The 25,013-nt window shown below is 29.5% G+C and carries 23 protein-coding genes; 20 read left to right on the top strand and 3 right to left on the bottom strand.

The window, feature by feature from the left end:
• Window positions 1-50 precede the first annotated feature (50 nt).
• Complete coding sequence (locus BN6774_RS05205) at window positions 51-1,094, bottom strand: HD-GYP domain-containing protein (RefSeq protein WP_066890832.1); 1,044 nt, start codon at window positions 1,092-1,094, stop codon at window positions 51-53.
• A 283-nt stretch (window positions 1,095-1,377) separates the two neighbouring features.
• On the opposite strand from BN6774_RS05205, the gene BN6774_RS05210 reads away from it, so the two are divergent.
• Together BN6774_RS05210 and BN6774_RS05215 are read left to right on the top strand one after the other, a co-directional pair.
• Window positions 1,378-1,938 carry a class IV adenylate cyclase gene (locus tag BN6774_RS05210; RefSeq protein WP_066890834.1) on the top strand — a complete coding sequence of 187 codons (561 nt, stop codon included), beginning with the start codon at window positions 1,378-1,380 and terminating at the stop codon, window positions 1,936-1,938.
• Between the two features lie 100 nt (window positions 1,939-2,038).
• Window positions 2,039-2,851: a ZIP family metal transporter gene (locus BN6774_RS05215; protein WP_066890837.1), complete on the top strand. Its 813-nt coding sequence runs from the start codon at window positions 2,039-2,041 to the stop codon at window positions 2,849-2,851.
• A gap of 92 nt (window positions 2,852-2,943) precedes the next feature.
• Here BN6774_RS05215 and fba read toward each other — a convergent pair whose 3' ends face one another.
• Window positions 2,944-3,807 carry a class II fructose-1,6-bisphosphate aldolase gene (gene fba, locus BN6774_RS05220; RefSeq protein ID WP_066890840.1) on the bottom strand — a complete coding sequence of 288 codons (864 nt, stop codon included), beginning with the start codon at window positions 3,805-3,807 and terminating at the stop codon, window positions 2,944-2,946.
• A gap of 500 nt (window positions 3,808-4,307) precedes the next feature.
• Between fba and BN6774_RS05225 the strand changes: the two genes are divergently transcribed.
• The 18 genes from BN6774_RS05225 (at window position 4,308) to BN6774_RS05310 (ending at window position 23,346) form a co-directional block, all read left to right on the top strand.
• A complete protein-coding gene (locus tag BN6774_RS05225) occupies window positions 4,308-5,732 on the top strand; it encodes a PTS transporter subunit EIIC (protein WP_066890843.1) in 1,425 nt (474 codons plus the stop codon).
• A gap of 331 nt (window positions 5,733-6,063) precedes the next feature.
• Complete coding sequence (locus BN6774_RS05230; RefSeq protein WP_066890846.1) at window positions 6,064-7,104, top strand: nucleoid-associated protein; 1,041 nt, start codon at window positions 6,064-6,066, stop codon at window positions 7,102-7,104.
• 343 nt (window positions 7,105-7,447) lie between these two features.
• Window positions 7,448-8,770 carry an acetyl-CoA hydrolase/transferase family protein gene (locus BN6774_RS05235; protein ID WP_066890849.1) on the top strand — a complete coding sequence of 441 codons (1,323 nt, stop codon included), beginning with the start codon at window positions 7,448-7,450 and terminating at the stop codon, window positions 8,768-8,770.
• 135 nt (window positions 8,771-8,905) lie between these two features.
• Window positions 8,906-9,793 (top strand): intracellular short-chain-length polyhydroxyalkanoate depolymerase, encoded by an 888-nt coding sequence (gene phaZ, locus BN6774_RS05240; protein ID WP_066890851.1) that lies wholly within the window; start codon window positions 8,906-8,908, stop codon window positions 9,791-9,793.
• Between the two features lie 235 nt (window positions 9,794-10,028).
• Window positions 10,029-11,048: a 3-oxoacyl-ACP synthase gene (locus tag BN6774_RS05245; protein ID WP_066890857.1), complete on the top strand. Its 1,020-nt coding sequence runs from the start codon at window positions 10,029-10,031 to the stop codon at window positions 11,046-11,048.
• A gap of 4 nt (window positions 11,049-11,052) precedes the next feature.
• Entirely contained in the window at window positions 11,053-11,928 is an 876-nt protein-coding gene (locus BN6774_RS05250) for a branched-chain amino acid ABC transporter permease (RefSeq protein WP_066890860.1), read from the top strand.
• 11 nt (window positions 11,929-11,939) lie between these two features.
• Window positions 11,940-12,950 (top strand): branched-chain amino acid ABC transporter permease, encoded by a 1,011-nt coding sequence (locus tag BN6774_RS05255; RefSeq protein ID WP_066890863.1) that lies wholly within the window; start codon window positions 11,940-11,942, stop codon window positions 12,948-12,950.
• The gene (locus BN6774_RS05260; RefSeq protein WP_066890866.1) at window positions 12,928-13,716 is read left to right on the top strand and encodes an ABC transporter ATP-binding protein; all 789 of its coding nucleotides are present in this window, start codon (window positions 12,928-12,930) and stop codon (window positions 13,714-13,716) included. Before BN6774_RS05255 ends, BN6774_RS05260 begins: the two co-directional genes overlap by 23 nt.
• A 1-nt stretch (window position 13,717) precedes the next feature.
• On the top strand, window positions 13,718-14,434 hold the full coding sequence (locus BN6774_RS05265) for an ABC transporter ATP-binding protein (protein WP_066890869.1): 717 nt from the start codon (window positions 13,718-13,720) through the stop codon (window positions 14,432-14,434).
• A gap of 144 nt (window positions 14,435-14,578) precedes the next feature.
• Window positions 14,579-15,793 carry an ABC transporter substrate-binding protein gene (locus tag BN6774_RS05270; protein ID WP_066890873.1) on the top strand — a complete coding sequence of 405 codons (1,215 nt, stop codon included), beginning with the start codon at window positions 14,579-14,581 and terminating at the stop codon, window positions 15,791-15,793.
• Between the two features lie 68 nt (window positions 15,794-15,861).
• Window positions 15,862-17,196 (top strand): acetyl-CoA hydrolase/transferase family protein, encoded by a 1,335-nt coding sequence (locus tag BN6774_RS05275; RefSeq protein WP_066890876.1) that lies wholly within the window; start codon window positions 15,862-15,864, stop codon window positions 17,194-17,196.
• A 16-nt stretch (window positions 17,197-17,212) separates the two neighbouring features.
• Complete coding sequence (locus BN6774_RS05280; RefSeq protein ID WP_066890879.1) at window positions 17,213-18,028, top strand: alpha/beta fold hydrolase; 816 nt, start codon at window positions 17,213-17,215, stop codon at window positions 18,026-18,028.
• Between the two features lie 59 nt (window positions 18,029-18,087).
• Complete coding sequence (locus tag BN6774_RS05285) at window positions 18,088-18,663, top strand: TetR/AcrR family transcriptional regulator (RefSeq protein ID WP_066890883.1); 576 nt, start codon at window positions 18,088-18,090, stop codon at window positions 18,661-18,663.
• A 99-nt stretch (window positions 18,664-18,762) separates the two neighbouring features.
• Window positions 18,763-19,485, top strand: coding sequence for a beta-ketoacyl-ACP reductase (locus tag BN6774_RS05290; RefSeq protein WP_066890886.1), 723 nt, complete (start codon window positions 18,763-18,765; stop codon window positions 19,483-19,485).
• A 9-nt stretch (window positions 19,486-19,494) separates the two neighbouring features.
• Window positions 19,495-20,676, top strand: coding sequence for an acetyl-CoA C-acetyltransferase (locus BN6774_RS05295; protein WP_066890891.1), 1,182 nt, complete (start codon window positions 19,495-19,497; stop codon window positions 20,674-20,676).
• Window positions 20,677-20,694: 18 nt separating this feature from the next.
• Window positions 20,695-21,111 (top strand): MaoC family dehydratase, encoded by a 417-nt coding sequence (locus BN6774_RS05300; RefSeq protein WP_066890894.1) that lies wholly within the window; start codon window positions 20,695-20,697, stop codon window positions 21,109-21,111.
• A 21-nt stretch (window positions 21,112-21,132) separates the two neighbouring features.
• Window positions 21,133-22,131: a phosphate acetyltransferase gene (gene pta / locus BN6774_RS05305; RefSeq protein ID WP_066890897.1), complete on the top strand. Its 999-nt coding sequence runs from the start codon at window positions 21,133-21,135 to the stop codon at window positions 22,129-22,131.
• A gap of 15 nt (window positions 22,132-22,146) precedes the next feature.
• Window positions 22,147-23,346, top strand: a complete 1,200-nt coding sequence (locus tag BN6774_RS05310) for an acetate/propionate family kinase (RefSeq protein WP_066890899.1) — start codon at window positions 22,147-22,149, stop codon at window positions 23,344-23,346.
• 94 nt (window positions 23,347-23,440) lie between these two features.
• Here the strand turns inward: BN6774_RS05310 and BN6774_RS05315 are convergent, their stop codons facing one another.
• The gene (locus tag BN6774_RS05315) at window positions 23,441-24,640 is read right to left on the bottom strand and encodes a 3D domain-containing protein (protein ID WP_066890902.1); all 1,200 of its coding nucleotides are present in this window, start codon (window positions 24,638-24,640) and stop codon (window positions 23,441-23,443) included.
• Between the last annotated feature and the right edge of the window lie 373 nt (window positions 24,641-25,013).

Genomic DNA, 25,013 nt, shown 5'->3' on the forward strand with positions numbered 1-25,013 from the left:
GATAATTGATAAAACATTATCAATTATCCATTATAAAAATGTTCACATTTTTATAAAAGTTTTACAATAGATAGATCATTGGTTTTAGTAAGGTCTATAAATTCATTATTACTAAAAACTAAAGGTGTATCTATATTATTTAAATCTAGTTTAATAATTTTGCAGGTTGAATTATTACTTAATAAGGCTTTTTGACCGATATAGTAACTTTCTAGTCCTCTTAAGAAGATATTACATAAAGAGTAATCAAGTTTACTTAAGCTTTCCTCTTTAATAATCTTTAAAGCCTCAAGGGGCTTTTTTCTTTTTTTATAAATTCTATTAGAGTTTATTGCATCAAAGGTGTCGGTTATAGCTATTATTTTAGCAAATTCATGAATTTGATTTCCTATTAGCTTAAGAGGATAACCACTACCATCACATCTTTCATGATGCATTAGAACACCGTATAATACAGAATGACTTATAAAGGGAATATCTTTAATTTCGTTATAAGTAATAACTGGATGTTCTTTTATAATATTATATTCTTCCTCAGTAAGAGGTTTTGTTTTATTAATAATTTTCTTACTTATTTTAGTTTTCCCAAAATCATGTAAAATTGAAGCATATACTAATGAATGAAGTTTATTTTCTTCTAAACCTGCCCATTTTCCAAGTAAATAACTTAAGGAAGCTACATTAACGGAGTGTCTATAAATACAATCCTCACCACTTCCTCGTAAAATAATATTTTTAAAGATATTATTATCAACTTTAAGGAAATTAAGTAAGGTTTTTGCGTATTTATTTATTTCGTTTGTTGTATCAGTTTTAAGATTTTGAGAATTGCTAAAAAGAAAATTAACACTTTCTGATATATTTTTTAAAGTGTTTTCTGCTTCTTCTAAAGCTACTAATTCCTTTGATTCCTTTTCATTGTTATATATTTGAATACTATCTAAGCTATAAATTGATTTTAATTTTTCAATCATTTGTTCTGTTAATATAATATTCTTTCCAACTAATACAGTACCGTTATAGTCAATTTCATCAGCTGTAATCATACCAGGTTTTAATCGGCTAAAATCTATAAATTCTTTTTTCTTTCCCATCTCTTTATACCCCTAAAACAAAATTATAGTAAAAATTCTCAAAATAATTGGATATTAATGTAAATTAATATTTATATAATATATCGGTCAGTTTTAGTGAAAATTTAGGGTTAAAGTAAATTATTGTATAATTGTATGATAAACTATCAATTTTTTATAAGATTTTGTAAAAAATATAGTATGAAGTTTTAAAATTACAAATGATATAACTAAATATGAGAAGTTATTAATACAATATTTTTATGCTATAATAATTAATATCAAATTTAAAGGAGTGGCATTAATGAAAGAGTTAGAAACTAGAGTAGTAGATATAGATGTTAATAATATTAGAAAAAAATTAAAAGAATTAGGGGCTGAAAAAGTTAAGGAAGAATATCAAATTAATAATATTTATGATTTTGATGATAATAGGTTACTTAATGCTAAAGGATATGCAAGAATTAGAATTACAGATGATAGACTTAACAATAAAGAAGTAGTATATATGACAACTAAGAAAATGTTAAGTCAAGACACTTTTAAAGTAATGGAAGAAAATGAAACTATAGTAGAAGATAAGGAGGCTGCAAGTAAAATATTTTTATCATTAGGCTTATCATTAAAGCAATCCATTAAAAAGTATAGAGAAAGTTATAGATTAGGAGATTCATTAATTGAAATAGACATAAATGATAAGAGTTTTTGTCCATTTCCATACTTAGAAATCGAAACTTCTTCAGAAGAAAAGTTGAAAGAAACCTTAGAATTATTAGGATACACATTAAAAGATACTACATCTAAAACAATTTATGAATTATTAGAAGAAAGAGGATTGTCTAAAGGAGAAGGAAAGGGAATGTAAAAATAATAATGTAAAAATTTATATTATTTTGTAACCAAAATTAATCATCTTTAGTAGATTATAATTAAGGATTTAATGTAAATACTAAGGAGGATATATTATGGAATGGTTTATGGGATTAAGTCCTATCTTTCAAGGATTACTTGCTACTTTATTTACTTGGCTTATTACTGCTTTAGGAGCAGCACTAGTATTCTTTTTTAAAAAGTTTGATAAAAGAATTTTAAATACAATGCTAGGTTTTGGAGCTGGAGTAATGGTGGCAGCTAGTTTTTGGTCTCTTTTAAGTCCAGCCATAGAGCTTTCAGAAGAACTTGGATATAGTGGGTTTGTTATTCCTGCTATTGGATTCTTCTTAGGAGGAGTTTTTCTAATATTTGCGGATAAGTTAATGGATACTTATTCTTATGGTGTAGTTTTAAATAAAGAAGAAAATATTTCTAAAGCAGCTAAATACAGAAAAAGTATTTTACTAGTCTTAGCTGTTACACTTCACAATATTCCGGAAGGATTAGCTGTAGGTGTTGCTTTTGGCGGAGTAGCAGCAGGAATACCTGGAACTAGCATAGCAGCAGCATTAGCATTAGCTTTAGGAATAGGACTTCAAAACTTCCCAGAAGGTGCAGCAGTTTCTTTACCATTAAGAAGCGAAGGTTTATCTAGAACTAGAAGTTTTATGTATGGTCAAGCATCCGGATTAGTTGAGCCTATTGCAGGAGTAATTGGCGTTATTGCAGCTTTAACTGTTAGAAGTTTATTACCATTTTTATTATCATTTTCAGCAGGAGCTATGATTGCAGTAGTAGGAGCAGAGCTTTTGCCAGAAGCTTCTTTAGAAAATAAAAAATTAACTACACTGGGGCTTATTTTAGGATTTATTGTTATGATGGTTTTAGACGTAGCTTTAGGATAAATATATATTAAATCTTAGACTAGGTTAAAACTTTTAGATAAGATTAAAATAAAAGAGTATTGCATTATGCAATACTCTTAAAATTTATAGAATTATGCTTGGTTAATTGATCCGAATAATTCCATCTTTTCTTTAACTGTAGCTTTAATAGCTTCAAATCCTGGAGCTAAAAGCTTTCTTGGGTCAAAGCCTTTTCCTTGTGTATCTTTTCCTGATTCAATGTACTTTCTAGTACCTTCAGCAAATGCTAATTGACACTCAGTGTTAACATTGATCTTAGATACTCCAAGAGAAATAGCTCTCTTAATCATATCTTCAGGGATTCCAGTACCACCATGTAATACTAGAGGAACATTATTTGTTGCATTGCTTATAGCTTCTAAAGCTTCAAAGCTTAATCCCTTCCAGTTTGCAGGATATACTCCGTGGATATTACCAATACCAGCAGCTAACATAGTAACTCCTAAATCAGCAATTGCTTTACATTCAGCAGCATCAGCGATTTCTCCAGCGCCAACAACTCCGTCTTCTTCTCCACCGATTGATCCAACTTCAGCTTCTAAAGATAATCCTTTTTCTGAAGTTAATTTAACCATTTCTTTTGTCTTAGCTATATTTTCATCTATTGGATAGTGAGATCCATCAAACATAATTGATGAGAATCCAGCTTCAATAGCTTTTAATGCACCTTCATAGCTACCGTGGTCTAAGTGTAATGCAACTGGTACAGTGATGTTTAATTCTTCCATCATTCCGTTTACCATTCCAACTACAGTCTTGAATCCACACATGTATTTAGCAGCTCCCTCAGAAACTCCTAATATAACTGGTGAATTATTTTCTTGAGCTGTTAATAATATTGCTTTAGTCCACTCTAAATTGTTGATATTAAATTGACCTACAGCGTATTTTCCCGCTTTAGCCTTGTTTAACATTTCCTTTGCTGAAACTAACATGGTATAAAACCTCCATAACTTTAAATTTTGTTACAATTAAGCTACATAGCTAACTGTAGAAAAAGAAACAACTAAAAAGTTGTCCTTAGTACTATTATTATAACTCAAAATAGATTTAATTTAAACAAAAAAATTAGAAATTAGTTACCAGCTAATAAAAATTATGAGTATTTATCCATATTATTTAATAAAGTGAAATAAATAATAATAAATTTATAAAAAATCAATAATTATTTATTGATTTAAATAAATTTAAATCAAAGTTCATAATCTTTAAGTTAATATCATAATATTATTAATACCTGAAATAATATTTCAATAAAAAAAAACAAATGTGAAAAAGTTGAGCTGTAACTTATAAAGACTAATGATAAATATGAAATATATTAAAAATTATCTTAATGAGAAGGGAGGGAGAAAGATATAATTAAGATAAAAAGTATAGGATAAAAGAGTAAGATTCATTTATATAAATTTATTAAGATGAAAGAGGAGAGTTTATGACAAATTTAGAGTTAGCTAAGGCTATTGTTAAATTAATTGGTGGTAAGGAAAATGTTATAAAAACAGCAAATTGTATGACAAGGCTTAGACTTACATTAAAAGATACCTCTACAGTAAATATTGATAGTTTAAAAAATATAGAAGGAGTACTTGGGGTTATCGAAAATGGAAACTATCTTCAAGTGGTGTTAGGACCAGGTAAAGCTAAGAAAGTTACAGATATATGTGTTGAAGAGCTAGGGTTACCTAGAGATGGCATTGTAACTGAAGGGTGGAAGGAAAATAAAGAAGCAATTAAAGCTAGCCAAAAAGAAAATAAATTTAAAAAATTAGTAAATACAATTGCTAATATATTTATTCCTTTAATTCCGGCAATTATTGCAGCAGGCATATTTAATGGATTAGGTAGTTTAATATCTACATTGCAAGGACAAGGAACATTACCAGCAGAAGGAATTTGGAAAGCAATTCAATTAATGTTTGCATTAATAGGTGGAGGATTTTTATCATATTTTGCAATTTATACAGGGATCAATTCAGCAAAACAATTTGGAGCAACAGAAGCTTTAGGTGGTATGCTTGGTGCTATTTCAATTAGTGCTAATATAAATGCACTAGCTACAATGTTAGGATTATTTAATGAGGAAATTCCATTAAATTCTATTTTAACAACAGGAAAAGGTGGTATTATAGGTGTTATTTTTGGTGTTTATATTCTTGCAAAAATAGAAAAATCAATACGTAAGAAAATACCAGATGTTCTAGATTTAATTTTAACTCCATTATTAACTTTACTCATAACAGGAATTATTTTTGTATTTATTATAATGCCAGTAGCTGGCTTCTTATCTGATGGATTAGTTTCAGTATTAAGTGTGATTATTAATTCTTCAAACCCTATAGTTAGTGTAATAAGTGGTTATTTATTATCAGCTTTATTTTTGCCAATGGTTTTATTTGGATTACATCATGGGTTAATACCTATTTATGCAGTTCAATTAGAAGCTATGGGAGGAGTTTCGTTATTCCCAGTTCTAGCAATGGCTGGTGCTGGACAAGTTGGTGCAGCAATTGCTATTTATTTTATAGCTAGAAAAGTTAAGAATACAAGATTACAAAAAGTTATCACAGGTGCATTGCCAGCAGGGTTCTTAGGAGTTGGGGAACCATTAATTTATGGAGTTACACTTCCTATGTTTAAACCATTTATTACAGCTGGACTAGGAGCAGGCTTTGGTGGAGCATATGTTATGTTAACACATGTATTAGCTACTGCATGGGGGCCTTCAGGATTAGTTGCTATACCAATAATGCAACCAAGTAGCATGTTGAATTATTTTATTGGATTACTTGTAGCTTATATTGGAGGTTTTATAATAACTTATTTTGCTATAAAAGAATCGGATGTTAAAAATGCATAATTAAATTAAATAACAGGGCTTATATTTTAGGATTTAACTCCAAAATCAAATATAAGTCCTATTTTTTTATAAGAAGTTATTATACAATATAGAGAGAAAAATTTCTGGAGGAAGAAGTATGGAAAATTGGAACTAGTAATATTTGATTGGATGGATTAATTTTTGATAGAGAAAAATTATCTTATGCTTCTTGGGTTGAAGTTTGAAAAAAGTTTAATAATGAAATTGAAAATATAAATTCATAAAATAAGTATAGCTTATAGAGGTGAAAGGTGGTGAGTTTATGCTAGCGCATAATTTTAATATATTATGTGTGATAGCATAAATTTATATGGAGTACATAAATGATATAAATATACAAGAGGCTATAATTCATATAGTAGATTCAAATGCTGATGAACCTGTATTAAATGAATATAGTCTTGAACTAAATGAAGATATTTATAAATTTATACATAGACATATTGAAAAATGTTTTAAGGATGAGGAGTTAAAGTATGCAATATTTAATCCTGAAAGAAATATTGTAAAGGAATCAGTACAAGATTATTTAAATGGAATAGATAATAATTTAATTGGACTATCCCAAGAGCTTGCAAGGCAGTTATTTATTATAATGAAGGGAAATTTAAATATTCCTTCTTGTGATCTAATTATAGTATCTTTAGTTACTGACCAAGGACCTATGATTGGAATATTAAAGATGGATTATGTGAAAAATTTTACTCATAAAGTAGATTTTGTTGAAAATAAAATAGGAATAGATATAGTTCCTCAATCAGCAGGTCTTCCTGCAAGTAGTCAAAGAATACAAAAAGCTGCTTTCATAAAACCAATAAGAGAAAATCAAAGATTTGATCTTATGGTAATAGATAAACAAAGGAAGAGCAAAGATGAAGAAGAGTATGGCGCAAATTATTTTATAAGTAATTTTTTAGGGTGCTCAATTATTAGTAATGAAAGAGATATGACAAAAACCTTTTTAAAAGCTGCAGAAAATTGGACTAGAAGCAATATTGTTGAAGATGCAGATAAAGCAGAAAGAATAAGAACAGCAGTTAAATCTAAACTAAAAGAGGAGGAGAAGATAAATATAGATGAACTTTCCAATGAACTTTTTAAGGAAGAGCCACAAGTAAAAAATGATTTTTCTAATTTTGTTAAAAGTCATGGTCTTGAAGATGAAATTGCAATAGATAAACAATGGGTTGAGAAAAAGTTGAAAAGAGTTAGATTAAAGATAGATAAGGATATTGATTTGTACATTAATGAAGAAGCTTATCATGATAGTAGTAGATTTGAGATTCAAAGAAATGGTGATGGGAGTATAAACATGATAATAAAACATGTTATAAACTACTTAGAAAAATAGATTGAAAGTTTATTAAAGGAAATTTATATAGGATAAATATTTTGTTAGATTATTTAATTAACATAATATTTATCCTATTTTTTTATAATTTTTCTAATAAATTAGACCTATTTTATTATATCTAAATATTAAAATAGGTTTAATTTACAAAGTAATTAATATTTATCAATAAATAATAAAAAATATTAATTAGGAATTTATAATAAATAATAATTAATATTGACAAAGATATTAGAAAAGGTTTACTATTTATTCATATAATACACATTTATAACAAATATTAGGGTAGATTATTCATGGTTATACATTATTTTGTAGAGCTATGACTTTAGGGAGGATTAATATGGGAGAAAAAAATTTATCAAAAGGAAAGTATATAACTATTGATGAAGCTTTAGGATTAATTAAGACTGGAGATGTAATAGTAACGGGTTTAGGAGGGGCTGAACCAAGAGATATATTAAGAAATCTTCATAAAATTTCTGAAAGAGTAAAAGATGTAACGGTAACTACGTGTTTACCATTGGAGCCAGCAGAATATTTTATGAATGAAGCATATAAAAATTCCTTTAATATGGATGGTTGGTTTTATACAGGGCCTATGAGAAAGGCACAAAAAAATGGGAATATATCTCTTATACCAAATCATCTTCATTTAACAGCTTTTAAGAGACAGTTCCATAAAAAGACTAATATATATATGGGAACAGCTACACTTCCAGATAAACATGGGTATTTATCTCTTTCTTTAAGCAATATTTATGAAAAGAGAATATTAAAGGAAGCAGACTTGGTTATATTAGAAATAAATAAAAATTATCCAAGAACTTTAGGAGATGTAGAAATTCATATAAGTGATGTAGATTATGTTGTTGAAACAGATTATGATGTGCCTGTACTTCCAGATGTAGAGCCAAATGAAAAAGATTTGTTAATTGGAAAGTATGTAGCAGATAGAATCAATGATGGGGATTGTATTCAATTAGGAATAGGTGGAATACCTAATGCAGTTGCAGCTTCTTTAATGGGAAAGAAGGATTTAGGAATTCACACAGAAATGTTTACTACAGGAATGATGAAGCTAGTAAAAGCAGGAGTAGCAACAGGAAAGAAAAAGAACTTTAACAACGGTAAGCACGTTGCAGGATTTGCCTTAGGTACGAAAGAACTATATGATTTCTTAGATGATAATCCATCAATTATGATGATGGATGGATATTGGACAAATGATCCTTATGTAATAGCACAAAATGATAACCAAGTATCTATCAATACTACATTAGAAGTTGATTTAACCGGACAATGTGCTTCTGAATCCTTAGGACCAATTCAATTTAGCGCTACTGGTGGACAAGCAGATACAGCAATAGGTTCTCAAATGTCCAAAAATGGTCGCTCATTTATTACACTATATTCCACTGCAATGGTTAAAAATAAAGAAACTGGAGAGAAAGAAGAAATTTCTAAAATAGTTCCTTTTTTAAAACAAGGAGCTGCAGTAAGTTTATCCAGAAATGACGTAGATATGGTTGTAACAGAATATGGAGTTGCAGAACTTAGAGGAACAACTATTAGGGAAAGAGTTGAAAGATTAATAAAGATAGCTCATCCAAAGTTTAGGGAAGAACTATTAATACAAGCTAAAGAATTAGGAATAATATATTAGAAATAAATAGTACAAGCGATAGGCTAAAGAATTATTTAGATTATCGCTTGTTTTTTATTTAAAAGATTATATTGTAAATACATGGAAAATAAAATATAATATTAATGTAAGCGATTACTTTAGTGGGAGGGTGTTATGGTTAATTTTAATAATTTGAAAAGTGTAACTTTATCTAATGGTGAAACATTAACATATAGGGAGGAAGGTTTAGGAAATAAGGTTATATTATTAATTCATGGTAATATGTCATCTTCTAAACATTGGGATATACTTGTAGATAAAATAAAAAATAAATTTAAAATTATTGCTGTGGATATGAGAGGATTTGGAGGATCAAGCTACAATAAGCCTATTAACTCATTAAATGATTTTGCAAAGGATATTGAAGAGTTTTTAAATATTATAAATATAGAAAACTGTTCAGTAATTGGATGGTCTACTGGAGGAGGAGTTGCATTAGAATTAGCTGCTAATATAAGTGAGAAAATAGAAAAAGTTGTTTTGTTAGAATCAGTAGGAATTAAAGGATATCCAATAGCTAAAAAAGACAAAAATGGTTTGCCTACAAATGAATTATTAAAGACAAAAGAAGAAATAGCAGAGGATCCAATACAAGTTAAACCAGTCTTAGAAGCTTTAAAAACAAATAATAAAGAGTTTTATAGAACTTTATGGAATGCCGCAATTTATACACATAACAAACCAGCAGATGATTTATATGAAGAGTATCTTGAGGATATGTTAACTCAAAGAAATTTAGTAGATGTTGATTATGCACTAGCTACATTTAATATGACAAATGAAAATAATGGTGTTAATGATGGAAGTAATAAATACAATCTTGTAAAAGCACCAGTGTTGATATTACAAGGTGATAGAGATTATGTAGTTCCTATGAGTATGGCAGAGGAAACAAATAAATATATTAAAAATTCTAAAGTAATAGTTCTTAAGGATTCTGGTCATTCACCTATGATTGATTCAATGAGTCAACTATTAGATGAATTAAATAAATTTCTATAAAATTTTAACGGATATTTACATAATATAGTTGTAAATATCCTTTTTTACAATAAATACTAATTTATGAAATTTATAATAGAGAAAATGATTTTTTACTAATAGAGTTAAGAAAAAAATACTATTTTCAGAATATTTTAATTAATAAAAATATTTTATTGACAGGCAAACAGGAAAAGGTTTACAATCAAGATGAAAGTAAATACTTACATACTAAAAGGATTAGGAGGTAAATAATATGACTAATGTTGGAGTAGTAGGATTAGGACTATATATACCAAAAAGTAAAATGACCGCAAAGGAAATTTCAGAAGCCACAAATGGAATATGGAGTGAAGAAGCAATTATTAAAAAATTAGGAATAGTTGAAAAAACTATCCCAGGAGAAGATGATGGTACCCAAGAAATGGGAGTTAGAGCAGCTTTAGATGCATTAAAAGATGCAAATATGAATCCGGAAGAAATAGATGTGATTTTATGTATGGGTGAAGAATGGAAGGAGTATCCTTTAACTACATCAGCTTTATATATTCAAGGGAAAATTGGAGCTGTAAATGCATGGGGAATTGATGTACAAAATAGATGTTGTACTACTGTATCAGCTATAAAAATGGCTAAAGATATGCTAATTGCAGATGAAGATATAAATGTAATAATGATTGTTGGTGGATATAGAAATGGGGATTTCGTAGATTATAGTGATCCAAATATGTCTATGATGTTTAATTTATCAGCAGGAGGAGGAGCTATAATTTTAAAGAAAAATACTAATAAAAATCTTGTGTTGGGGTCTTATATAAAAGCTAATGGAGATTTTTCAAGAGATGCAGGAGTTGAAATAGGAGGAATAGCAAATCCTTTTAATAAGGAAAATATAGAAGAAGGATATAAGTCTTTAAGACTTATGAATGCAAAACATATGAAGGATGGGTTAAATTCTATATCTATGCCTAATTGGTTTGAGTGTATAGATAAATCTTTAGAAAAATCGGGATTAAGGAGAGAAGATATAGATTACTTAGCTGTATTACATTTTAAAAAATCTATGCATGATTATATGTTAAAAGAATTAGGGCTTACTGAAAATCAAGCAATTTATTTATCAAACTATGGACATATGGGACAAGTAGATCAAATACTTTCATTAAAACTTGCCCTAGAAGAAGAAAAAGTTAAAGATGGATCTGTAGTGCTTATGATAGCTGCTGGTATTGGATATGTATGGTCTGCTAACGTTATTAAATGGGGAGAGTGTTGAAAGAGTGGATACTTTTTTTCAAATATTATTTAGTAGTTTAGAAACAGGTAGTGTATATGCTTTAGCAGCTTTAGGGATAATAATAATTTTTAGAACTAGTAGAACTACAAACTTTGCTCAAGGGTCAATAGGAATGTTTAATGCCTTTGCAGCTACATTTGCTTTAATGCATTTTGGGCTTCCATCATGGGCAGCTGCAATAGTAGGAATGGTTGCAGCATTTTTATCAGGGGTTTTAGTTGATTTAGTAATAATAAGACGAGCTAAAAAAACATCTCCAGTAGCAAAGCAAATTATAACTTTTGGAGTTATAATGCTTTTTTTAGGGGTAGCACCAATGATATTTGGGTCAACTCCATTAAATTTTCCAAAGTTCATTGAAACAGGAGCTATCGATATATTTGGAGCTTCAATATCCTATAATGCTCTATTAAATATAACAATTGGATTAATCATAATGGGAATTCTATTTTATTTCTTACAAAATACAAAATGGGGACTGGCAGTTAGAGTTACTGCTTCAAATGAGGAAACAGCAAGGCTTATGGGAGTTCCAACTTCCCTTGTAACTATGGGAGCTTGGGCAATAGCAGCAGCACTTGGAACCTTATCAGCTTTAATGCTTGCACCAGCTATAACAGTAAACGTTTCTATGATGGATAATGTTCAAACTAATGCTCTTATAGCTTGTGTATTAGGTGGATTCCAAACATTCTATGGACCTGTAATAGGAGCTTATATAATTGGATTAGGAAGAAATATTTTAATGTATTATGTTTCATCTACATGGGGAGAACCTCTACTATTTACACTAATACTGTTATTTATAGTTTTAAGACCAAATGGAATAATAGGAAAGAAAATAATAAAGAAGGTTTAGGAGGAATGAAGATGAAAAAACTTTTAGAAAACAGATATAGTAAATACATTTTATTTGGAATAGTTTTGTCTTTATTACCTCTACTTCAACAAGTAGGTGTTATAAAAAGTTCAACTATAACGACTTTTGGAACAATACTATTTTACGCAATAGTTTCAATTGGGTTAAATGTTCTTTTGGGATACTCAGGGTTAATTTCCCTAGGAACGGCAGGGTTTATGGGACTAGGAGCTTATATTTCAGCCTATTTAACAGAAGATATGGGGCTTCCCTTTATAATATCAATAATTATTTCTATTGCTATACCTCTTATAATTGGAGTTTTAGTTGGGCTAGTATCTTTAAGAATTTCAGGTATGTATTTAGCTATAGCAACATTAGCTGTATCTGAAATCTTAAAAAAGATATTTGTTGAATTTGATGCAATTACAGGAGGATTTTCTGGTAAGAGGGGAGGTTATCCATCCCTATTTGGCTTAGAACTAGGAAGAGATACAACTTTTATATTAATTGTAGTATTACTTGTAATTGTAATGATACTAACAGATAATTTTATTCATTCATCAACAGGTAGAGCTTTGTTAACAATGAGAGTAAGTGAGGCTGCAGCGCAGGCTATGGGAATTAATTTATTAAAATATAAGTTAACAGCCTTTGCACTTGCAACAGGATATGCAGCATTAGGAGGAGTTCTATATGTTCATTTTATAAGATTTTCCTATCCATCTACTTGGAATTTACTATTATCTCTTCAAATATTAGCAGTAATTGTCATAGGGGGAGTTAGAACTATTTCAGGACCAATAATAGGATCTATTATAGTTTTTGGGGTTCCAGATATTATATTAAAGCAATTACCTGTAATAGGTTCAATAGATGGGTTAGCATATATTTTTACAGGAATATTGATTATAGTAGTAATTTTATTCTATCCAAATGGACTTATATATATAGGACATGATATAAAGAATTATTTTAAGAAAAAGAAGGTGAAGGTAAATGAGCTTAACACAAACACTTAAGGTAGAAAATTTGTCTATAGCATTTGGAGGATTAAAGGCTGTAGATAGTTTAAACTTTCATATTAATGAAGGAGAAATATATGGGTTAATAGGTCCAAATGGAGCAGGTAAAACAACGGTATTTAATTGTATTACTCAATTTTATAAACCTAATACTGGAAGTGTTATATTCAAATCAATAATTGGTGAAGATGTAAATTTAGTTGATAAAGAAACTCACGATATCATAAAGTTAGGCTTAGTTAGAACCTTCCAAAATGTTGAGTTAATTAAAGATTTGACATTACTAGAAAACTTACTTATAGGAGCTCATATCTCCTATAATACAGGACTTTTTTCTAATGCTTTTAGAACGAAAAAATCTAGAAAAGAAGAAGCTGAAAATATTAAGAAAGCAGAAGATATACTAAAGTTCTTAGGGATAGAAAATAAAAAATATGATTTGGCAGGTGGACAACCTTATGGGATTCTTAAAAAAATTGAGCTTGGAAGAACTTTAATGAGCAATCCAAAATTAATTATTTTAGATGAACCTGCTGCAGGATTAAATGATACTGAAACTGTTGAGCTATCTAAGTTAATAAAAAATATAAGAGACGAGTACAAGTGTAATGTTCTATTAGTTGAACATGATATGAGATTGGTTATGGATATATGTGATAGGATATGTGCAATATCTTTTGGTAAAAAACTAGCAGAAGGTACTCCAAAAGAAATTCAAGCTAATAAAGATGTCCAAGAAGCTTATTTAGGAAAGGAGGAGTAAGATGAAAAAAATTTCATTAAAAATAGATAATCTTACTGTTTCTTATGGAAGTATTAAAGCTCTAAAGGGAATAAATATTCAAGTGAGAGAGGGAGAAATAGTAGCTCTTTTAGGTGCAAATGGAGCTGGTAAAACCACAACTTTAAAAGCACTTTCAGGAATTGTAGCTAAAGAATACGGAAGTATAGATTTTTATGACAAAAGCATTACTAATTTATCACCAGAGAAAATAACCTCTCTTGGAATAGTACAATCCCCAGAAGGAAGGCAAGTATTTCCGGATATAACAGTAGAAGAGAATTTAAGGGTAGGGGCCTTTACGGTAAAAAGTAAGAAGGAAATCAATAGAAACTTTGAAAGAGTCTATAAATATTTTCCGATTTTATTAGAACGAAAAAAGCAATTAGCAGGAACATTAAGTGGAGGAGAACAACAAATGTTAGCAATTGCAAGAGCTTTAATGGCAAGCCCTAAAGTGCTTCTTTTAGATGAACCATCCTTAGGTTTAGCACCACTTATAGTAAAAACTATATTTGAAATAATCAAGGAAATCAATGATGAAGGAACAACTGTACTTATAATAGAGCAAAATGCTCTTCAAACTTTAAAAATTGCTGACTATGCTTACGTTTTAGAAGTAGGAGAAATAAGTATGGAGGGAAAGGCAAGTGAATTGATTCAAGATGAGAGATTACTAAAAGCTTATCTTGGAGGTTAAAGATGATATAAATATCATATTCATCTCCTTAAAATTAAAGGAAGGAATTTATAAAAAGTTATTTTAGGGTAATTTTTTATAAATTACTAAAGGGTAAACAATAAAATTTATATAAAAATAAAATAATAATTTGGAGGGAATTTTATGAGAAAAAAAATTGCATTACTTTTAGCTTCATTAACATTAACAATGGCATTTGCAGGTTGTGGAAAAAAAGAAGAAGCAGCCCAAGGGGTTACTGACACTACTGTAAAGGTAGGAAATAGTATTGCAACTTCAGGAGCTTTTGCTCCAGTTGGAGTTCCATTTAAAGCTGGTATTGAGGCTTATTTTAAAATGGTAAATGAAGCTGGTGGTGTAAATGGAAGAAAAATAGAATATGTTCATCAAGATGATGAATTCAATCCTGAAAAGGGGAAGGCAGTACTAGATAAGCTTGTAAATGATGATAAAGTATTTGCTATAGTTGGTCACTTCGGAACTCCTGTAGTTGGTGCAACTTTAGATGATCTTAAGGAAATTGGAATACCATCAGTTTACTTTGCAACAGGAACAGGTATATTGTATAACGAAAATGCAACTAAGGGTGAAGGAGATAATATATTTCCAGTACAGCCTGTATATCCAATGGAAGGTCGTATAATGACAGCTTGGGCAAAAGGAGAATTTAAAGCAGATAAAATAGGTGTTATATATACTAACGATGATGCAGGAAAAGATTTAGTTAAAGGAATTGAAACAGAAGCTAAAAATATAGGTGGTATAGAAGTAGTAAGTGAACAAGTGGCACCAGGAGCTGAGGATGTTTCATCAGCAGTTACTAAGATAAAAAATGCTGATGTAGATGCTGTAGTTATAGCTGGAATTCAAGGAACTTTTCCTCAAATAGCTAAAGAATTAGCAAAACAAGGAAACACAAAACCAGCAATAACTACTTATGTAAATGTAGACAAAACTATGGTTGAATCTATTAAAAATGATGTTGGAGATAAATATGAGATATATGGAAATGCTTGGGTTGATGTAACTAAACCAGCAATGGCAGATTTTCAAAAATGGGTTAAAGAAGTTACAACAGAAGACTTTTCAGGGAATGCTTATGCTATGACAGGATGGATAGCAGCAGATTTCTTTGTAAGAGGCTTAGAGAGAGTTGATGGAGAATTAACTTGGGAAAAATATATTGCTGCAATGGAAAAAGAACCAATTGAAAATCCATTTGGAGGAAATATAGATTTTGCAGGAGGAAAGAGGCTTGGTACTCAAGAAATGTCTTTAGCAAAAATGGATTTAACAAGTCCAACAGGATGGTCTCCATATATTGGATTTAAGAGTATTAATGATATATTAGGTAAGTAATAAGACTTTATTGGTAGCTAGCCAAGATATCTTGGTTAGCTACACAAAAAACTTATGGGAGGTTTAATATGTTAGAAACAATTAAATCAAAAGAGTTAATTAACGAAAAATATATAACTATAGATGATGCTTTAGGTTTAATTAAAAGTGGAGATGTAATAGTTTCAGGATTAGCTTCAGCAGAACCAAGAGAAATATTAAGAAATCTTCATAAGATAGCAGACAAGGTTAATGATATAACAGTAACTACTTGTTTACCTATGGAAATGGCAGAATATTTTATTAACCCAGAGTATAAAGATATATTTAAAATGGATGGATGGTTTTATACAGCTGCAATGAGGAAAGGTCACAAAAATGGTAATATTTCATTTATACCAAATCATCTTCACTTAGCTGCCATTAAGAGGATGAATCATAGAAAAACTAATATTTATATTGGAACTGCTACTCCTCCGGACAAGCATGGATATTTATCTCTATCTTTAAGTAATGTTTATGAAAAAAGAATGATGAAAGAAGCAGATTTAATAATATTAGAAATAAATAAAAATTATCCAAGAACTTTCGGAGATGTAGAAATCCATATAAATGATGTTAATTATGTTATTGAAACTGATTATGAGGTTCCAGAACTTGTAGATGTAGAGCCTAATGAAAAAGATTTGCTAATTGGAAAGTTTATTGCTAGTAGAATTAATGATGGTGATTGCATTCAATTAGGCATAGGTGGAATACCTAACGCAGTTGCAGCTTCATTAATGGATAAAAAAGATTTAGGAATTCACACAGAGATGTTTACAACTGGAATGATGAAACTTATAAAAGCTGGAGTTATAAATGGAAAAAAGAAAAATTTTTATAACGGAAAACATATTGCAGCTTTTGCTCTTGGAACAAAGGAATTATATGACTTTATAGATGATAACCCATCAATTATGATAATGGATGGATATTGGACAAATGATCCATATATAATTGGACAAAATGATAATCAAGTTTCTATTAATACTACTATTGAAATTGATTTAACAGGACAATGTGCTTCTGAATCTATAGGAACAATGCAATTTAGCGGAACTGGTGGACAAGCAGATACAGCTATTGGAGCTCAAATATCTAAAAATGGAAGATCATTTATAGCATTATATTCTACAACTATGGTAAAAAATAAGGAAACTGGGGAAAGGGAAGAGATTTCTAAAATAGTTCCTTTCTTAAAGCCAGGTGCTGCAGTAAGCCTATCTAGAAATGATGTTGATATGGTTGTTACAGAGTATGGTGTTGCAGAGCTTAAGGGAACAACAATTAGGGAAAGAGTACAAAGATTAATTGATATAGCTCATCCAAAGTTTAGAGAAGAGTTATTAAAAAAGGCAAAAGAGCTTGATTTAGTTTATTAAGAATTGAGGTGTAGATATGTCCTTTGTAAGTTATAAAAATAAAAATATTTATTATGAAGTTCATGGTACAGGAAGGCCTCTTATAATATTAAATGGAATAATGATGTCTCATGGTAGCTGGAAGCCTTTTATAGATGAACTTTCTAAAGATAATAAAGTAGTACTTCTAGATTTTTTTGATCAAGGAAAGTCAGATAAAATGGAAGTTAGCTATAAGCAAGACTTACAAGTTGAAGTTGTAAAAGCAGTAATAGATAAATTAAATTTAAGTAAAATAAATTTATTTGGAATTTCCTATGGAGGAGAAGTTGCGTTACAATTTGCTTTAAAATATGAGGAGCTATTAGATAAACTTATATTATTTAATACTACAAGTTATACTAATCCATGGTTAAAAGATATAGGAAGAGGATGGATTAATGCTGCAGAAGATAATAATAAAGAAGCTTTTTATAATGTAACTATACCTATAATTTATTCTCCAAGCTTTTATACTAAAAATATTAATTGGATGAATAAAAGAAAAGGTTTTTTATACGAAATATTTAATGAAGAATTTTTAAAAGCAATGATAAGATTAATTGAAAGTGCAGAAGGTTATGATGTAAGAGAAGAAATAAACAAAATAAAAGTAGATACTTTATTAGTAAGTAGTGAATACGACTTTATAACTCCATCAAATGAGCAAGAATATATTAATAAAAAAATAGAAAATTCAAGTTATATAATGATAAAAGATTCAGGGCATGCATCTATGTATGAAAAACCTAAAGAATTTCTATCTATTTTAAAGGGATACTTATCTATTGAGAATTATGTGAAAATAGTATAATATTAACAGTGGAAATGTAAGGAGTTACTTGCTGTAAAATACAAAAAGGAGACAAGGATATGAAGTATAATAATGAAACAAGTGAAAAAATAATGAAGGTGGCTTTAAAGTTATTTTCAGAGCAGGGATACTACCCAACCACCACAAAACAAATTGCAGAAGAAGCAGGTGTAAATGAATTAACTATATTTAGACATTTCGGTTCAAAGAGTAATTTATTTCAAGTAACTACGGAGCACTATGTAATTGATTCTAGAGTGGATTATATCCTAAAAAATATAGATGAGTTAAATTTTGAGGAAAGTATGTTATTAATAGCTAATAGAATATATAAGCTATTTATTCAAAATACAAAACTATATAAGGTTCAAATGAAATTATCAGATAATGAGAAAGACTTTGTAAAGCTTAAGCTTTCAAGAAAAATAATAAGTATTTTAATAGGTTACTTCAATGAGCTTAAAGAAAAGGGCACTATAAGTGGAGAGCCAGAAATAATGGCAGTAACTTTTGTTAATAGCCTTTTAGGAGCTTTCACTGTTGAAATACTAGGAGATAATACAGTAAGTAATATAAAATGGGAAGAATTAGTTAAGGAGCATACAAAACAATTTGTATCTTTATACAAGCTATAAAACAAAATAAATAATTAATCTTATTCATTGAATATGGATAGATTAATTTTTTTTAACAAATATGTAAGTAAGCACTTACAAATATAAAGGAGATTTAATATGTTGAGATTAGAAAATAAAATAGCTATTGTTACAGGAGCTTCTCAAGGAATTGGAAGATGTATTGCAGAAACTTTTGCAAGAGAAGGAGCTAAGGTAATTGGTGTAGATATTAATAAACTACCTTATGAAAATAAAAATATATATGGATATGAAGTAAATGTAACTGATAGGAAAGGTATAAAAGAATTTTTTGATAAGATTTCAGAAAAGTTTGGGAAAATAGATGTATTAGTAAATAATGCAGGAATAACTAGAGATGCATTGATTCAAAAAATGACTGAAGAAATGTGGGATTTAGTTATTGATGTGAATTTAAAGGGTTTATTTAATATAACTCAATTAGTTGGACCTAATATGGTTGAAAATGGGGGAGGTTCAATAATTAATATAGCATCAATAGTTGGAGAATTTGGAAATGTAGGGCAAACTAATTATGCAGCAACTAAGGCTGGAGTAATAGGAATGACAAAAACTTGGGCTAAGGAATTCTCTAGAAAAGGAGCAAGAGTAAGAGTTAATTCAGTATCACCAGGATATATAAATACAGATATGATGAAGACTGTACCTGAAAAAGTACTTGATAACATGAGAAGTAAAACTATGCTTGGAAGGCTAGGTGAACCAGAAGAAATTGCTAATGCAGTATTATTCTTAGCTAGCGATGAATCTTCATATATAACAGGACATAACTTATCAGTTAATGGTGGAATGAGGTTATAGGAGGTAATTATGAGGGAAGTAGTTATAGTATCAGCAGTAAGAACTCCTATTGGTAGCTTTGGAGGCTGTCTATCATCTTTATCTGCCGTAGATTTAGGTGTAATTGCAGCAAAAGAAGCTATCAAAAGAGCTAATATAGAGCCAAAAGAGATAAATGAGGTTTTAATAGGTAATGTTTTAGGAAGCGGCCTTGGTCAAAATATTTCAAGACAAATTTCAATTAAAGCTGGTATACCAGTAGAAGTTCCTGCTATGACTTTAAATAAATTATGTGGATCAGGGTTAAGAGCTATATCACTAGCAGCACAGGAAATAATGCTTGGTGATGCAGATGTAATTTTATGTGGAGGAACAGAAAGTATGTCTAATGCACCATATTTAATTCCAACTGCTAGATTTGGACAAAGAATGGGCAATGGTAAACTAATAGATACTATGATAGAGGATGGTTTAACAGATGCGTTTAATAAATATCATATGGGTATAACTGCAGAGAATATAGCAAGCCAATGGGGAATATCTAGAGAAGAACAGGATGAGTTTGCAGTTAGAAGTCAAAATAAAGCAGAAGAAGCAAAGAGATTAGGAAAATTTAATGAGGAAATAGTTGAAGTAGAAATAAATCATAGAAAAGGTAACCCAATAAATATTAATGAAGATGAGTATATTAAGTCAAATATTACTATAGAAAAGTTAAAAAAGTTGAAGCCGGCATTTAAAACAGATGGAACAGTAACGGCTGGAAATTCTTCAGGTATAAATGATGGAGCTGCTATAGTGATAGTTATGAGTAAAGAAAAGGCTGATTTACTTGGAGTTAAGCCCCTTGCAACTATAAAAGCATATGGTTCTGCAGGGATTGATCCATCAATAATGGGATATAGTCCAGTTCAAGCAACTAAAAAAGCTTTAAATAGAGCCAACTGGAATATAGAAGACTTAGATTTAGTAGAGGCCAATGAAGCTTTTGCTGCGCAGTCTATTTCAGTGTTAAGGGACTTGAAAGTAGATGAATCAAAAGTAAATGTTAATGGAGGAGCTATTGCGTTAGGACATCCTATTGGAGCATCAGGAGCAAGAATCTTAGTAACATTACTTTATGAAATGAAAAGAAGAGATGCAAAGAAGGGGTTAGCTACACTTTGTATTGGTGGGGGAATGGGAACAGCTTTATTAGTTGAGAGGAAATAGTTTAAGGGGGAGATATATATGAAAGGAAGAACAATAAAAGAAATTAATATAGGGGATAAATCTAGTTATAGTAGAACAGTATCAGAAGCAGATGTGATTTTATTTGGGGGAGTAAGTGGAGACTTAAATCCAGCCCATTTTAATGAAGAGTATTCTAAGGAGACTATGTTTAAAGGGAGAATAGCTCATGGAATGCTTTCGGCAAGTTATATTTCTACAGTTTTAGGAATGAATTTACCTGGACCTGGAACAATATATTTATCACAGGACTTAAAATTTACTTCTCCAGTAAAGTTTGGTGATACAATAACAGCAACAGTAGAGGTTATAGAAAAAATAGAAGAAAAAAATAGAATAATTTTGGAAACTATTTGTGTAAATCAAAGAGGAGAGGTTGTAGTGAAGGGAAAAGCCATGGTTATGCCACCTAAGTAACTATATAGAGGGGGAAAAGTAATGGAACTATTAAAGGTTATATGGAATCTAGCTAAAAAGGATTTAAAGAAAATAGTTCTTCCTGAAGGAGAAGAGGGAAGGACTATAGAAGCTGCAATAAAAATAAATAATTTAAAGCTAGCTCATCCAATTTTAATAGGAAATGAAGAAATAATAAAACAAAAGATTAAAAGATTAAAACAAAAAAGTGATGATATAGAAATAATAGATACTAAGAAATATAAAGATATAGATAAATATATAAATAAGTTTTATGAATTAAGAAAGAACAAGGGAATAACAATAGAAAAAGCTAAACAAATAATACAAGATCCATTGTATTTTGGAACCATGATGATTAAATGTAAGGATGCAGATGGACTTGTATCTGGAGCAGTGCATACTACAGGAGAGTTATTAAGGCCTGGTCTTCAAATAATTAAGGCATCTAAAGGGGCAACTGTAGTTTCAAGTTTTTTTATAATGGGAATTCCAAGTTCGGATTATGGAGAAGAAGGGATGTTATTATTTGCAGATTGTGCAGTTAATCCTAATCCAACTTATGAACAACTAGCAGAAATTGCAATTACAACTGCTGATACAGCAAAAAATATATGTAAAATTGAGCCGAGAGTTGCTATGCTTAGTTTTTCCACTATGGGATCAGCTGATCATGAAACAGTAGAAAAAGTAAGAATGGCCACAGAATTAGCGAAAAAATTAAGACCAGATTTACTTATAGATGGAGAAATGCAATTAGATGCAGCTATTGTTGAAAGTGTGGCAACTCTTAAAGCTCCTAATAGTAAAGTAGCAGGAAGAGCAAATATTTTAATATTTCCAGATTTACAATCGGGAAATATTGGATATAAATTAGTGCAGAGATTTGCTAATGCAGAAGCTATAGGGCCAATTTGTCAAGGTTTTGCTAATCCAATTAATGATCTATCTAGAGGGTGTTCAGTGGATGATATAGTAAATGTAGTGGCTTTAACTGCTGTACAAGCTCAAAATATTTAATAAGGGGAATAAGTAATGAAGATATTAGTAATTAATTGTGGAAGTTCCTCCTTAAAGTATAAATTGATAGAAATGAATGATGATAAGGTTTTATGTCAAGGATTAGTGGAGAGAATAGGAATAGAAAATTCATTATTAGTTCATAAAAATTTATTTCAAGAAAAATATAGCATAAAAGAAAATTTTTCCAATCATAAGGATGCTATAGATAAAGTATTAAAAATACTATTAGATGAAAAGCTTGGAGTAATTAGTAATATTAATGAAATATATGCAGTAGGACATAGAGTAGTTCATGGTGGAGAAAAATATTCTAATTCAGTACTTATAGATGATGAGGTTATAAGATACTTAGAAGAATGTATAAAATTAGCCCCTATTCATAATCCACCTAATATTATAGGAATAAAAGCTTGCAGAGAACTAATGCAAGATACTCCTATGATAGCAGTATTTGATACAGCATTTCATCAAAGTATGCCAGATATAGCATATATTTATCCAATAGAATATAGTTTATATGAAGAACATGGAATTAGAAAATATGGGTTCCATGGGACATCTCATAAATATGTATCTCAAAAGTTAGGAGAAGTATTAGATAGGGATATAGAAGATATGAAAATAATAAGTTGTCATTTAGGAAATGGAGCAAGTATATGCGCTATAAAAGAAGGTAAGTCAATAGATACTTCAATGGGATTTACTCCACTTGCAGGAATAGCAATGGGAACTAGATCAGGAAATATAGATCCATCTATTTATACTTTTTTAATTGAAGAATGTGGCTATACAGTTGAAGAAACTAATGAGTCATTAAATAAAAAGTCAGGAGTGTTAGGTATATCTGGTATTAGTTCTGATTTTAGGGATTTAGAGAAAGCAGCTTTAGAAGGAAATAAAAGAGCTAAGTTGGCTTTAGATATATTTTACTACAGAATAAGGGGACAAATTGCTGCTTATGCTGCTCATATGGGTGGAGTAGATGCTATTATATTTACAGCTGGTATTGGTGAAAATTCAAGCATAACTAGAAAAGCTTGCTTAAAGGGTATGGAATTTTTAGGAGTTAAAATTGATGAGGAACTAAATAACATAAGAGGAGAAATAGTAGAAATTAGTGGTGATACTTCAAAGGTAAAGGTTTTTGTAATTCCAACTAATGAAGAGCTTATGATTGCTAAAGAAACAATAGAGGTTTTAAATTGTAGTTAGTTCTTAAATAAGAGTAATAATATTTATAAAAAAGACTAAATAAATTAAAACCTAATTTATTTAGTCTTCTTATTTATAAAATTATTTCTTTGTTTTACCACTCATTTGGATAGGCTACTATATTAACTGTAACAGTTCTTCTACCAAAAGCGTAGCAATCTTGTAGAGTATTCATATAAAGATCTATTTTATTTCCTTTAATAGCTCCGCCAGTATCTGAAGCAATTGCATAACCATAGCCTTCTACATATACCTTTGATCCTAAAGGAATAACACTAGGATCAACAGAAACTGTACTTAATCCATTTGGATCACGAACTGGTTTAATACCCATAGCAGTTAAACCACCACCAGTGTATGCTGTAGCAGACATTGTAAATGTAGATAAATTGCTTTCATTTGAGTTATCATTAGTTTCAGGTGTTGTATTACTTTGTGAATTTTCTTCAGCAATTAAAGCTTCATATTCTAAAATCTGATTATTACCAGAAGCTATTGCTTCCTCAGCTAAGTTAATTGCATAAGTGCTATTAAGTTGAGGTAACATAGAATTTAAGTTATTTAATGCATTTTTAATATCCGAAATAGATGAAGATCCAGAATTAATTATAGAGAGAGAATGAGATATTAAGTTTACTTCATTCGCTTCAATTATATCCATAATTTCTTCTTTTCGAGCATTTAAATCAGATAAAACAGATTCTTGCTCTTGTTTCTTTTTATCAACTTCATTTAAGTCATTTTCAATGCTTGTCCTAAGTTTCTTTAAGTTTTCTTGCTTTTCCTCTATAACTTTAGCATCTTCTGCAAGTTGAGTTTTTTTATCGTTAATTTCCGATATTATTTCTTTATCAACAGAAAGCAATTTGCTCATAGCTTGTACTCTATAAAATAAGTCAAATATATTATCAGATGTTATTATGTAGGCAATCATACTAGAAGCCATATTAGTTTTATACATGGAGCGAAGTCTTTTGTCCATTGTATTTTCTCGTTCTTCTATTTCTACTTTAGCATCATCTATCTTTTTGTTGATATTTTCTATTTCTATTTCAGTATCTTTTATCTCAGAATTATTTTTCTCAAGTTCAATATTAATACTTTCAATCTCATTATTAAGTTTAGTAATTTCTGAATTAAGCTTTAGTGTTTCACTATCTAATTGTTCATATTTAGCTTTACTTTCTTGGATTGTCTGTGTATCTGAAGAATTTGGTTCTGCAAAAGCTATATTTGAAATATTAAAAGTTAAAAGTAAAGTAGCAATTACAGAAATCAAAGTTCTTTTATTCAAAAATCCCCACCTCCAATAAAATATAAGTTGTCAAATTAAATATATTCAATATACTACCCTAAATATTAATAATTATCAAGTTAAGTGACGCTCTAAATCTTTGATTTAGTCAGCGGAACTTACTCATACGAACGGATGAGAGTAGGAGTTTCCTTATACGCTCTAAATCTTTGATTTAGTCAGCGGAACTTACTCATACGAACGGATGAGAGTAGGAGTTTAATTTTGTAAATAAAATTTATTATAATATTAAGAAAAAAAGAGCTTAAAGAGTCTGTAAAAATTGATTATGTAGATATTTATAAAAAACTACAATTTTATAGAATATATGTTATTATTAAATAAATAGGATTGCATTAAATTATTAATTAGT

Origin of the sequence: Clostridium nigeriense, assembly GCF_900086595.1 — a bacterium.
Lineage (GTDB): Bacteria > Bacillota > Clostridia > Clostridiales > Clostridiaceae > Clostridium > Clostridium nigeriense.